Here is a 12239-nt window from a genome sequence, read left to right as displayed (position 1 = left end):
TTCAGGCGGTACGCAGGTAGTGGTCCAGGACCCGGACGCCGAAGTGCAGCGCATCGACGGGGACACGTTCGTCCACGCCGTGGAAGAGGGCCTGGTAGTCGAAGCCGACGGGCAGCTTCAGCGGCGAGAAGCCGTAACCGGTGATGCCGAGCCGGGAGAACTGCTTGGCGTCGGTGCCGCCGGACATGGAGTACGGCACGACGTGCCCGTCCGGGTCGAACCGCTCGACGGCGGCCCGGAGTTTGGCGTACGTGGGCGAGTCGACCGGGGCCTGGAGCGCCACCTCGCTGTGGTCGAACTCCCAGTCGACCGAGGGGCCGGTCAGCCGGTCCATGGTCGCGCGGAACTCGTCCTCGCCGCCGGGCACCATCCGGCCGTCGATGAAGGCGGTGGCGTGGCCCGGAATCACGTTGACCTTGTATCCCGCGTCCAGCATCGTCGGGTTGGTGCTGTTGCGGACGGTCGGCTCGACGAGGGCGGCGGCCGGTCCGATCTTGCCGAGGAGCTCGTCCACGTCGAAGCCGGGGGCGTCCAGGTCGGGGTGGATGCCGTGCAGGGCGGCGATCTCGGTGAGCGCGGCGCGGACCGTCGGGGTGAGGCGCAGCGGCCATTCGTGCGAGCCGATCCGGGAGACGGCGGCGGCCAGGGTGCTGACGGCGTTGGCCTTGTTGACCTTGGAGCCGTGGCCCGCCTTGCCGTGTGCGGTGAGCTTGAGCCATCCGGTGCCGCGTTCACCCGCCGCGATGGGGTAGAGCGGCATGTTCGGCCCGGCGTGGAAGGTGAAGGCGCCGGATTCGCTGATGCCCTCCGTACAGCCCTCGAAGAGCCCGGGGTGCTGGTCGGCGAGGAAGCCCGAGCCGTCGTCGGCGCTGGCCTCCTCGTCGGCGGTGTACGCGATCACGATGTCGCGGCGGGGCCGGATGCCGGCTCTGGCCCAGTACCGGACGACGGCGAGGACCATCGCGTCCATGTTCTTCATGTCGATGGCTCCGCGCCCCCAGACGACGCCGTCGCGGATCTCGCCGGAGAAGGGGTGCACCGTCCAGTCGTCGGCCTCCGCGGGCACCACGTCCAGGTGCCCGTGGACCAGGAGGGCGTCGGCGCCCGGGTCGGTGCCCGGGATCCGGGCGACCACGTTGGTGCGCCCCGGGGTGCGCTCAAGGAGTGCCGGTTCGAGTCCGGCACCGGCGAGCCGCTCGGCGACGTACTCGGCCGCGGGGCGTTCACGGCAGTCGCCGCCTCCCCGGTTGGTGGTGTCGATGCGGATCAGTTCGGAGGTGAACGTCACCGATTCGTCGAGCGCGACGTCGTCGACGCGGTCCTGGGGGTTGGTCACCTCAGCCATACTGTTCCTCCACGGCGGACGACACGATGGTCGTCACCGCCTTGAACGTGCGGATACCTTCGTACATCGTCTCGCTCGTGTAGTCGACACGCCTCTCGCCGGATGCCGCCACACCCGGTACGACGGTGGCCGCGGCGGCCAGATGCTCGGCGTCGAACTCCAGCTCCACGGTGAACGGTCCACCGTCCACGGGCGTGTACCGGCCCGCCAGCGCGACCGCCTCCTTGGCCGCCGCACGGATGTCGGCGGCGGTACGGGCGGGGGTGCGGCAGACCGCGGCGTAGCGCGAGACGTAGTCCTTCACCGCGACCGTACGGGCGTCGGGGGCGTACCCCCGCGCGTCCACGCACGTCAGGTCGTCCCCGGTGACCAGGACGACGGGGACGCCGTACTCGGCGGCGACGTGGGCGTTGAGCAGACCCTCACTGGCCCTGATCCCGTTCAGCCAGACGCCGGTGATGGAGTTGGCCAGATAGGTGTGGGCGAGCACACCTTCCGTACCGGCGCCCGTGTGGTAGCCGACGAAGGCGACCGCGTCGACGTCACCGTGCTGGATGCCCTCCACCATGCTGAGCGACTTGTGCTTGCCGGTGAGCATCTGGACCCGGTCGTCGAGCTGCTCCAGCAGCAGGTTGCGCATGGTCCAGTGGGCCTCGTTGATGAGCACCTCGTCGGCACCCCCGTCGTAGAAACCGAGGGACGCGGCGTTGACGTCGGAGGTGAACAGGGAGCGGCACCGCTCCCACTGCGGCGTGCCGGGCAGCACATCGGCCGGCCAGGTCACGCCGGTGGCGCCTTCCATGTCGGCGCTGACGAGGATCTTCATGCGGCCACACGGTACGCGCCGCAGAACGGGCAGGCCAGGGCTGTCCGGACCTCCATTGGTCCATTCCACTGAAGGGCGTCGTACGGCTCAGCCCGCCGGGTAGTCGCCGGTGGCGCCGTCGGTCCGTTCGCGCAGCAGATCCGCGTGGCCGTTGTGCCGGGCATATTCCTGGATCATGGCCAGGTAGACCCAGCGCAGGCTGCAGGTCCTGCCGCCGCGCGTGGTCACGAAGGTCTCGTCGAGGTTGCGCCCCGCGACCGCAGCCCCGGCCGCCTCGACCTCGGCCAGATAGGCGGCGTAATCGTGTTCCGCATGGGCCGCGTCTACACCTTCGAGACCTTCGTCACCGTCGTCCGGTCCGGTGAACACGTCACCGAGCGGCTCCCCGGCGAAGCTCCGCCGGAACCACCAGCGTTCGATCTCGGCCAGATGCCGGACCAGGCCGAGCAGGCTGAGTCCGGAGGGTTCGGCGGTGGTGCGGGCCAGTGCCTCCTGGTCGAGTCCGGCGCATTTGACCAGGAGCGTCTCGCGGTGCCACTGGAGCCAGCCGGCCAGCATGCTCCGCTCGTCCACGGTGCCGAGTGCGAGCTGGAGGTCGCCGGCGGTCGTACGGGTGATGCGGGGTGCCGTCCATGTCATGGCGGCCATCCTCACAGCCCCGGCCCGGACGGGGGTGCAGGCGCCCCTGCCGGGGGCGCCTGCGTGCCTGGCGCTCAGCGGCGCTTGGCGCCCTTCAACAGCTTTTCGATCCGGCTGAGTTCCTTGTCGCTGAACTCCAGGTTGCGGACCGCCTGGACGCTGTTCTCCAGCTGGGCGACGCTGCTCGCGCCGACGACGGCGGAGGTGACCCGGCCGCCTCGCAGCACCCAGGCCAGGGCCATCTGGGCCAGTGACTGGCCACGCACGGAGGCCAGTTCGTTCAGTTCACGCAGCCGCGCAACCAGGTCGGGGGTGACCGCGTCGGCCGACAGGAAGGGGCTGCTGCCCGCCGCCCGTGAGCCCTCCGGGATGCCGCGGAGGTAGCGGTCGGAGAGGATGCCCTGCTCCAGCGGCGAGTAGGCGATCGAGCCGGTGCCCAGCTCGTCGAGGGCCGTGAGCAGACCGTCCTCGACCCAGCGGTCCAGCATCGAGTAGCGCGGCTGGTGGATGAGCAGCGGGGTGCCGAGGTCCTTCAGGATCCGGGCCGCCTCCCGGGTCTGCTCGGCCGAGTAGTTGGAGACGCCCACATAGAGCGCCTTGCCCTGCTGCACCGCCGAGTGGAGAGCGCCCATCGTCTCTTCGAGCGGCGTCTCGGGATCGGGCCGGTGCGAGTAGAAGATGTCGACGTAGTCGAGGCCGAGGCGGCCGAGGCTCTGGTCGAGCGAGGAGAGCAGGTTCTTGCGCGAGCCCCACTCCCCGTACGGGCCGTCCCACATCAGGTAGCCGGCCTTGGTGGAGACGATGATCTCGTCCCGGTGCCGGGCGAAGTCGGTGGCCAGCGCGCGGCCCATCGCCGTCTCGGCGGAGCCGGGCGGCGGGCCGTAGTTGTTGGCCAGGTCGAAGTGGGTGATGCCGAGGTCGAACGCCCTGCGGAGGATCTGTCCCTGGGTCTCCGGCGTCCGGTCCCCGCCGAAGTTGTGCCACAGGCCGAGCGAGAGGGCGGGCAGCTTCAGACCACTGCGCCCGGTGCGCCGGTAGGGCATGTCCTGGTAGCGGTCGGCGGACGGGATGTACATGCGGGGCTCCACGGGAGAGATCGTTCCGGTCCGCCGGGGACGAGGTGCCGTTCGGCTCCGTCCCGGCGGGGTGCAGGGTCCAGGCTCGCTCACAATGATCCAGCAGTCCAACAGGAGATTCCGCTTGGATTCAGCGTCTATATTTCTCAATCATGGAGTTGCGCCAACTGGAACATTTCGTCGCCGTGGCCGAGGAGCAGCACTTCACCCGGGCCGCCGAGCGCCTGGCCGTGTCGCAGTCCGGTCTCTCCGCCTCCGTCCGGGCACTGGAGCAGGAGCTGCGGACCCCGCTGTTCAGCCGGACCACCCGCAGTGTCCGGCTGACGGAGGCCGGGCGCGCCCTGCTGGTGGAGGCCGAACGCACGCTGGCCGGCGCGCGGGCGGCGAAGGACGCCGTCGACGCCGTACGGGGGCTGCTGCGCGGCACCCTTTCGGTGGGCGTCGAGCAGTGCGTGGCCGGGGTGAGCCTGCCGCGGCTGCTCGCCGCCTTCCACCGTGAGCATCCGCACATGGAGATCCGGCTACGCCAGGAGGGGACGACGAGCCTGGTGGACGGGGTGGCCGGAGGGCGGCTCGACATCGCCTTCGCCGCGACGGTCAGCTCCGTGGAGTGGCGCGGCGAGCTGGTCCCGCTGGCGCGTGAGCCCATGGTCCTGCTGTGCGCCCCCGGCCACCGGCTTGCCGGGCAGGACCGGGCCGGCTGGGACGAGCTGCCGGCCGAGCCGTTCATCGACTTCCATCCGGACTTCGGTCCGCGCCGTGCGGCCGACGAGGCGTTCGCGGCGGCGGGGGTGCGCCGCACGGTGGCGCTGGAGGTGAACGACGTGCACAGCCTGCTGGAGCTGGTGCACGAGGGGCTCGGCATCGCGGTGGTGCCGCACCACTTCGCCCGCAAGCCCGAGGCCCGGGGCCTGGTGACGGTGGCGCTCGACGGGCCGGACCAGCCGTACTACGAGAGCGTCGTGGTCCTTCCGGACGCAAGGGCGATGAGCCCCGGGGCGCGGGCCCTCATGGCACTGGTGCGCGACACGTCCGGGCGCTGAGGCCTTTCCCCGGGCGGCGGCTCAGCCGCTCAGTGCCTTCGCGAACGCTCCCGTCCCCTGGTCGACCCCGCTGCAGGTGTCGCTCGCCTTCGAGTTGTCCTCGTCGGTGCACGGCCGGTCACGGAAGGCGGCCCACAGCGAGAGCGCGCCGACGCCCCTGCTGCGCGCGAAGGTGCGCAGCGACACCGCGTCGGCGAGTGTGAAGGTCTCCCCGGCCACGTCGTTGACGCCGATCATCGCGGTGATGTGCAGGGCCTGCCAGGCCTTCTTGTCCGAGAGACCGAGCACATCGGCGATCTGGCCATGGGCCGCCTCGGCCGCCTGCTGCGCGTAGTCGCCCATGTCGCCGTCCTGGGACGTGCTGTAGTTCATCGCCATGATGTTCACGGCGGAGACATCGACGCCCTGCGCCACGGCGGCGTCGAGAACAGCTGTTCCGCTCGACTCCAGGCCGTCTGGCATGACCGGCAGGGTGTACGTGACGTCCACGTCCCGCTCCCGCTGGAGCAGGTGCAGGGCCTCGTTCCGGCGGGTGAGCGACGCCTTGTCGGTGAGCGCGTCGCCCTCGATGTCGCTGTCACCGGTGCTGCTGCGGATCTTCCGGCTCGCCCCGCTCCCCGTGCTGGTGCTCTCGCTCGTCCCGGTTCTGGCGCTGACGAAGCTGGACGTCGTGCCGGACGGGCGGCTGGGCAGCGCCGTCAGCGATGTGTCGGTCTTCCTGTTCTGCTGGCTGCTCGGCTTCGCCCACCGCGACGGGGTGCTCGACCGCCTGCGCCCGGGCACGGTCGTTCTCGCGGCCCCGGTCCTGCTGGCGGCCGGCGGCTGGTGGGCGCTGCGCCACCGGGTGGACGGCTCCTACGACCTCGACGACATCCCGCTCGCCCAGGCGCTGTGGTCCGCGGGCTTCGTACCGCTGCTCCTGCGGTTCCGGCCCGGCCTCGGGTGGCTCGGCCGCTGCCCATCGGTGGAGCGGGTGGTGAAGGTCTTCAACGCCCGTGCCGTGACGGTCTATCTGTGGCACGAGGTCGCGTTGATGGTGAGCGTGCCCCTGATCGACCTGATGTGGACCGTGCCCGCGTTCGAGAGGCATCTGCCGCTCGAAAGCACCTGGCTGCAGTTCGGTGTCGCCTGGGTCCTCATCGCCGCCGCTGTGCCGCTCCTCGGCTGGGTCGAGGACGTCGCGGCGAGACGGCCGCCCCGGCTGCTGCCCTGAAGGACGCCCGGCCCCGGACACAGCCTCGTCCGGGGTCGGTTGCGCGATGGTCAGCCGACGGCCAGCACGAACCATCTCGCCGGCAGGTCGATCCTGCTCCCGTCGGGCAGATTCTCGGTCTGCGGCAGGACCGTGTCCCCGCTGTCCAGGGTGGTCAGCCCGGCCGCCCGCAGGACGTCGGGCACTTCCTCCTCGGTGGCGCTCGCCGGTTTCAGCCCGTGGTCGAAGACACGGCGCAGCTTCTTGGGCGGCCCGTCCGGGCCTTCGGCCGCCTGCTGCAGGACGGCCTTGGATGCCGGGGTCAGCTCGGCGACGAACGCCCGGCCGCGCGCCCCGAGCAGCGTCGCCACAGCCGCGGCTACCGCCGGCCTGGCCTCGGCCTCGCTCTGGTGAATGACCGCTCGCATGTACACGTTGGCGTCCCCGATCCGCTCGTGCAGCGCGCGCACCGCGTCGCCGTCGGTCAGGTCGAGCTGTTCGAACTCGGCGACGCCGTCGGGGTCCGCCCGGCGGGCATGGCCGATCGCCGCGTGCGAGAGATCCACTCCGATGGCGCGCGCGAACCGGGTGGCAAGGTAGCGGGTCTGGGTGCCGTTGCCGCAGCCGAGGTCGAGGACGGGCAGTCCGGCGTCGGCGTACGGCAGGAGAAGCTCGCTGTGCGGTACGGCGCTCAGGGAGGGGTCGGCGTCCCAGATGGCCTCGCCCGGCTCGTCCGATGTGCCGGCCCAGAAGCCTTCCCATGCCTCGCGGTACCGCTGTGATACGTCCATGCGCACTCCCAAGTCCCGTCACGCCGAGCCACCTTGCCCATCAAGGGACTACCGCCTCGGGCCGATCGCGGCAAGGGCGCGCGCAGGGGCGGGGGTGCCCGCCTTCACCAGCCGCGCGGCCGGGTGCGTGGCACCCGCGTGAGCGCCAGCTCGAACCAGACGGTCTTGCCGCGGGCCGTGGTGCTGGTGCCCCACTCCCGGGCGAGGCTGCTCACCACCACGAGCCCGCGCCCCGACTCGTCCTGTGCGGTGGCGTCGAGGAGCGCGGCGGGGGCGGGGTCGTCGTCGATGACCTCGCAGAGCAGGGCGCCGGTGCGGACCAGCCGGAGCCCGATGTGGTGGGTGCGGCCGTGCTGTACCGCGTTGGTGACCAGCTCACTGACCATCAGTTCGGCCGCCTCGACGGCGTCCGGCAGCTCCCAGTCGAGCAGCTTGCCGCGGACCAGCCGACGGGCACGGGCCACCTCACGGGGGTCCAGGGCGAGTTGCCACTCGGCGACATCACCGTCGGGGATGCCATTGAGCCGGGCCATCAGCAGCGCGACGTCGTCCTTGCGGCCGCCGCTCGGGTTCAGTGCGCGGATGATCGTGTCGCAGGCGTCGTCCATCGACGCGGCGGGATGCGCGGCACTGGCGCAGAGGGCGGCGAGTCCGGCACCGATGTCCTGGCCGCGCACCTCGACCAGTCCGTCGGTGCAGAGCACCAGGCGGTCGCCCGGCAGGACCCGCACGGTCGCCGTCGCGAAGGCGACCCCGCCGACCCCGATCGGGGCTCCGGTCGGCAGGTCGAGCAGCTCGGCCCGGCCGTCCTCGGCGCGGACCAGCACGGGCGGGATGTGCCCGGCGTTGGCGATCTGGAGCTCGGAACGGATCGGGTCGTACACCGCGTAGAGACAGGTGGCCAGATACTGCTCGCCGAGGCGCTGGGCCAGGTCGTCGAGGTTGCGCAGCAGCTGGGCGGGCGGCATCTCCATCGTGGCCATCGTCAGCACGGCTGTACGTAACTGGCCCATCATCGCTGCCGCGTTGAGGCCGTGCCCCATGACATCTCCGACGACGAGGGCGGTCCGCGAGCCGGGGAGCTTCACCGAGTCGAACCAGTCGCCGCCGACCCTGCCGAGCCGGGCGCCGGGCAGATAGCGGGTGGCGATGTCACAGCCGGCCATGCGCGGCTCGACCTTGGGCAGCATGCTGTCCTGGAGGGTCTCGGCGACGTTCTCCTGGTAGGTGTACATGCGGGCGTTGTCGAGGACGAGCCCTGCCCTGGCGGCGAGTTCCGCGCCGGTGGTGCGGTCCATGTCGTCGAAGGGCTCCCGGCCGGGGCGCCGCATCAGGACCATGAAGCCGAGCACCACGTCGCGGGCCTTGAGCGGCACGATGAGCAGCGAGCGGTGGGTGATCAGCGGGCGCAGGTCGCGCTTCTCGAACTCGCCCGAGATCCGGTTGCTCAACTCCTCGCTGACATACGGGACGATGACCGGCTCACCGGTGACCATGCACTGGAAGAACGGGGTGTGTTCCGGGAAGGCGATGGACTCGCCGACGGGCACGGTGTCGTCCCAGCGGCCGGGTTCGTCGTTGTGCTCGACCCAGACCCGGTGCCAGATCGTGGTGACGTCGGGCGGCCCGTCCGGGAAGCCCTCACCGGCGAGGACCGCGGCGCGCAGATGCGTACCCGCGAAGTCCGTGAAACGGGGCACCGCGGCGCTGGTGACCTCACGGATGGTGCGTTCCAGGTCGAGGGAGGTGCCGATGCGGCCGCTGACCTCGTTGAGGAACTCCAGCCGCTCGCGGACTGCCGCGTATTCGAGGTCCAGCTCGGGGCGTGGCACCTCGGGGGGTACGAGCTGCGTGTCGGGGCGGTGGTGCGGGTCCAGGGGGCTGTGGCGTCCGGCCCACTGCGGCACGCCCCAGTCCGGGGTCACCGGCACCCGGTCATGGTGACTGAACTCCAGTACGGGGTAGCCGAGTTCGAGCACCTGGGAGACGATTCCGGTGGCTTCCTGGACGCTCATGCTGGGCAGGATCTCGGGCAGCCGTCCGGACAGCTCGCGGTAGCCGGGGAAATCGGTGTGCAGGGCGAATCCGGGGGCGACCGTCTCGCCGCCCCGGCTCTTCTCCCGCTCCTCGCGGTGCAGTTGAGCGGAGTCCGCGGCGAGGACGAGCAGCCGCCCCGGGCCGGGACCGACGAGCGGGTAGGCCCACCACAGGACCTCGATCCGGCCCCCGTCCCGGCCCTCCACCCGGGCCCGGCCGGCCGCCGGGTAGGCGACGGTGCCGCTGAGGGAGCTGTCGAGCTCGGGACCGAACTCGGCGTACATCCCGTCCCGGGAGGGCTCACCGCGGTCCCGTAACGCCCCGGCGACCGGGAGCAGTTCACCGGCAGGGCAGCCGACGGCGGCCTCGCGGGCGACGCCGAAGAGCTTTCTCGCGCCGGACGACCAGTGCGACACGAGTCCGTCCGCGTCGACGACGACCACGGCGAGCGGCACGCGGCCCGCGGCGGTGTCTCGCGACGGTGGTGTCCTCTGCGGCGGCACACCGAGGTCCATGAGTGGAAGGCTCCTTCCCCACCGCAACGTTCTGCGGTACGTGACTCCACGCTACGGGTCGGCGGCGCGGGCCCGCCGGGCATCGGCGGAATCCCCCTCGAAGGTGGTGCGCCCCCTGGAACTCACCCGTACCGGGGGCGCACCGCACATCGCACCGGCGCCTGTGCCTGCGGACCGGCGGTGCGTGACGGACGCCGGATACTCAGTCCTCGTGGCCGAGCTGGAGATCCCGTTCGGTGCGCCCGCCGCCCGCGACCTGGAGGACGGTGGCGACCGGCGGGTAGCCCGCCGCGATGACGGTGTACTCGCCGGTGGACAGGTCGACGAACCGGAACGCCCCGTCGGGCCCGGTGGTCACCGTGTCGACCACGTTTCCGGCCGCGTCCAGGAGGGTGACCCGCGCGTCCTCGACGAGCCGGCCGCCACCGGCCCGCACGACACCGCGCAGCACGGCGCCGCCGGCCAGTTCGATGTCCTGCCGGGTCTCCCGGGCCGCCTGCACACTGACCGGCAGCGCGGCCGGCCGGAACGCGGGGGCGCTGGCCGCCAGGGTGTACTCCCCCGCCACCAGCTCCGAGATCACATAGCCGCCCTCGCGGCCGCTGCGGGTCGAGGAGACGACCTCGCCGCGCACGTCGGTCAGGGTGACGGCGGCGTCCCGCACGGGAACGCCGTCCGCCGTCAGGACCGTCCCCGCCAGCCGGCCGGCGCCCCCGAGCACCACGTCGAGTTCCACGGGCCGCTCGCCGACGGTGACGCTGACCGCCTGCGGCTGATGGCCCCCGGCCGCGGCGATGAGGACGTACGAACCGGCCCCGGGAGCACTGAGTGCGTACCGTCCCTCGTCACCGCTGGCCCCCCGGCCGACCTGCCGGCCCTGGACGTCGATGAGGGTGAGGGCAGCGCGCGGAACCTTGGTGCCGTCGGGGTGCTGGACGCTGCCGCAGACGGGCACCCCGGAGAGGTGTCCGGCGGAGTGTGTGCCGGGGTCGGTGCGGGCGGAGGGGATCGTCGCGGGCTCGGCTGCGGTTTCGGGGGTGGGGTGGGACACCAGCGGTTTCTCCTTGAGGAAGAAGGCGAAGAACAGGCCGAGCACGAGGACCGGCACAAGGTAGAGGAAGATCCGGGGCATCGCGTCGGCGTATGCCTGGATATAGCTGTCACGCAGCGCGGGTTCCATGGCGTGGACCAGCTGCGGGGTGATCGACTCCGGGTCGGGCAGATCGGCCCCGGACGGCAGGCGCACCTCCAGCGCGTCGGCCAGCCGGCCGGCGAAGACCGTGCCGAACACGGCCGCCCCGACGCTGCCGCCGATCTGCCGGAAGTAGTTGTTGGCGCTGGTGGCGGTGCCGAGGTCGGCGGGCCGTACGGAGTTCTGCACGGCGAGCACCAGCACCGGCATGATCAGCCCGATCCCGAGCCCGAGCACCGCCTGCGCGATGCTGTACTGCCAGCGCGGAGTGTCGGTTTCGAGCAGGGACAGCAGCCACATGCCCAACGCCGAGAGCGCACTGCCCGCGATCGGGTAGGCGCGGTAGCGCCCGGTACGGGAGATCAGCTGGCCGGAGACGACGGAGGCGGCCACGACGCCGCCCATCATCGGCAGCATCAGCAGCCCGGACTCGGTGGCGGTGGCCCCGTCGACCATCTGCAGGAAGGTCGGCAGGTAACTGGCAGCGCCGAACAGGGCGACCCCGACCACCGCACCGACGAGTGCGGTGACATTGAAGATCGAGTCACGGAAAAGCCGCAGCGGAATGATCGGTTCGGGCGCGCGGTGCTCGACGGCGATGAAGAGCAGAGTCGTTACGGCAGCTCCGGCAGAAAGCCCCAGGATGGCACCCGAGCCCCAGGCGTACTCCGTACCGCCCCAGCTGGTCACCAGCACCACACAGGTGGAGGCGGCGGCCAGCAGGACGGCGCCGAGGATGTCGAGCCGGGGCCGGACGGTCGGCTTCGGGAGCTTCAGTACGACGGTGACGACCGCGAGGGTGATCAGGCCGAACGGAATGTTGATGTAGAAGCACCAGCGCCAGGACGCGTGGTCGGTGAAGAATCCGCCGAGCAGCGGCCCTGCCACGGAGGCGAGTCCGAAGGCCGCACCGATGAGCCCCATGAACCGGCCGCGCTGACGGGGCGGTACGACGTCCGCGATGATCGCCTGGACGCCGATCATCAGCCCGCCGCCGCCGACGCCCTGGAGGGCGCGGAAGGCGATGAGTTCGTCCATGGTGCGCGACCAGCCGGCCAGCGCGGAACCGATGACGAAGGTGACGATCGCGAACTGGAAGACGCCCTTGCGGCCGAAGAGGTCACCGAGCTTGCCGTAGACCGGAAGGCCGATGGTCGAGGCGAGCAGATAGGCGGTGACCGCCCAGGACATCTTCTCCAGGCCGTGCAGCTCACCGACGATCTTCGGGAGCGCGGTGGCGACGATCATCTGGTCGAGCGCCGCGAGCAGCAGCGTGAGCATCAGCCCGACGAAGATCAGCCGGATCCGGCGCGGGTCCGTCTCGAAGCCCGGAGACGGGGCGACCGGTTCCACCACGGGCGGCGGCGGCGGGGGCGGTTCGGACATCCGCACCGTCGCAGTGTCGCCCGTACCGTCCGGCTCGTCCTTCACCAGAGTGATCCCACCCACCACGTGCCGCTCCCCTCGTCGCATCTGCGCCGCCCATTTCTCGCATTGCGCGACAAGGGAGGGCAAACGCGACGGGGGGCGCTTACGGCGCACTCAGAGGGCTTAGCCCCCGGTGGGAGGCACTACGGCGCACA

The 12239-nt window shown here is 71.4% G+C and carries 9 protein-coding genes and 1 pseudogene; 2 read left to right on the top strand and 8 right to left on the bottom strand.

The annotated features are described in order from the left end of the window. Position 1: 1 nt before the first annotated feature. The 4 genes from ACFVW8_RS16220 to ACFVW8_RS16205 form a co-directional block, all read right to left on the bottom strand. Positions 2-1345, bottom strand: coding sequence for a M20/M25/M40 family metallo-hydrolase (locus ACFVW8_RS16220; RefSeq protein ID WP_389690319.1), 1344 nt, complete (start codon positions 1343-1345; stop codon positions 2-4). Further along, a complete protein-coding gene (locus ACFVW8_RS16215; RefSeq protein WP_389690317.1) occupies positions 1338-2171 on the bottom strand; it encodes a M55 family metallopeptidase in 834 nt (277 codons plus the stop codon). The genes ACFVW8_RS16220 and ACFVW8_RS16215 overlap by 8 nt, the downstream gene beginning before the upstream one ends. Before the next feature lie 87 nt (positions 2172-2258). Further along, positions 2259-2810, bottom strand: coding sequence for a DinB family protein (locus ACFVW8_RS16210; protein WP_389690315.1), 552 nt, complete (start codon positions 2808-2810; stop codon positions 2259-2261). Positions 2811-2884: 74 nt separating this feature from the next. Then, a complete protein-coding gene (locus tag ACFVW8_RS16205; protein WP_389690313.1) occupies positions 2885-3886 on the bottom strand; it encodes an aldo/keto reductase in 1002 nt (333 codons plus the stop codon). A gap of 152 nt (positions 3887-4038) precedes the next feature. Between ACFVW8_RS16205 and ACFVW8_RS16200 the strand changes: the two genes are divergently transcribed. Further along, complete coding sequence (locus ACFVW8_RS16200; RefSeq protein ID WP_389690311.1) at positions 4039-4929, top strand: LysR family transcriptional regulator; 891 nt, start codon at positions 4039-4041, stop codon at positions 4927-4929. A 21-nt stretch (positions 4930-4950) separates the two neighbouring features. On the opposite strand, the gene ACFVW8_RS16195 is transcribed toward ACFVW8_RS16200, so the two are convergent. Beyond that, complete coding sequence (locus tag ACFVW8_RS16195) at positions 4951-5391, bottom strand: hypothetical protein (protein WP_389690309.1); 441 nt, start codon at positions 5389-5391, stop codon at positions 4951-4953. Positions 5392-5503: 112 nt separating this feature from the next. On the opposite strand from ACFVW8_RS16195, the pseudogene ACFVW8_RS16190 reads away from it, so the two are divergent. Then, positions 5504-6142: pseudogene (locus ACFVW8_RS16190) on the top strand (acyltransferase); the annotation flags it as partial. A 50-nt stretch (positions 6143-6192) separates the two neighbouring features. Here ACFVW8_RS16190 and ACFVW8_RS16185 read toward each other — a convergent pair. From ACFVW8_RS16185 to ACFVW8_RS16175, 3 genes are all read right to left on the bottom strand, one after another. Continuing rightward, complete coding sequence (locus ACFVW8_RS16185) at positions 6193-6912, bottom strand: class I SAM-dependent methyltransferase (protein WP_389690307.1); 720 nt, start codon at positions 6910-6912, stop codon at positions 6193-6195. A 104-nt stretch (positions 6913-7016) separates the two neighbouring features. Beyond that, positions 7017-9464: a SpoIIE family protein phosphatase gene (locus tag ACFVW8_RS16180; protein WP_389690305.1), complete on the bottom strand. Its 2448-nt coding sequence runs from the start codon at positions 9462-9464 to the stop codon at positions 7017-7019. A gap of 202 nt (positions 9465-9666) precedes the next feature. Further along, positions 9667-12108, bottom strand: coding sequence for an MFS transporter (locus ACFVW8_RS16175; protein ID WP_389690303.1), 2442 nt, complete (start codon positions 12106-12108; stop codon positions 9667-9669). Positions 12109-12239 lie beyond the last annotated feature (131 nt).

The organism is Streptomyces sp. NPDC058221, from assembly GCF_042882365.1.
GTDB lineage: Bacteria > Actinomycetota > Actinomycetes > Streptomycetales > Streptomycetaceae > Streptomyces.
Note: the sequence above shows the minus strand (reverse complement) of the source record. Positions and strands in the feature narration are given on the sequence as shown.

Coding starts and splice junctions, on each gene's coding strand:
- ACFVW8_RS16220 (WP_389690319.1), bottom strand. CDS start 1,345: ATGGCTGAGGTGACCAACCCCCAGGACCGCGTCGACGACGTCGCGCTC.
- ACFVW8_RS16215 (WP_389690317.1), bottom strand. CDS start 2,171: ATGAAGATCCTCGTCAGCGCCGACATGGAAGGCGCCACCGGCGTGACC.
- ACFVW8_RS16210 (WP_389690315.1), bottom strand. CDS start 2,810: ATGACATGGACGGCACCCCGCATCACCCGTACGACCGCCGGCGACCTC.
- ACFVW8_RS16205 (WP_389690313.1), bottom strand. CDS start 3,886: ATGTACATCCCGTCCGCCGACCGCTACCAGGACATGCCCTACCGGCGC.
- ACFVW8_RS16200 (WP_389690311.1), top strand. CDS start 4,039: ATGGAGTTGCGCCAACTGGAACATTTCGTCGCCGTGGCCGAGGAGCAG.
- ACFVW8_RS16195 (WP_389690309.1), bottom strand. CDS start 5,391: ATGCCAGACGGCCTGGAGTCGAGCGGAACAGCTGTTCTCGACGCCGCC.
- ACFVW8_RS16185 (WP_389690307.1), bottom strand. CDS start 6,912: ATGGACGTATCACAGCGGTACCGCGAGGCATGGGAAGGCTTCTGGGCC.
- ACFVW8_RS16180 (WP_389690305.1), bottom strand. CDS start 9,464: ATGGACCTCGGTGTGCCGCCGCAGAGGACACCACCGTCGCGAGACACC.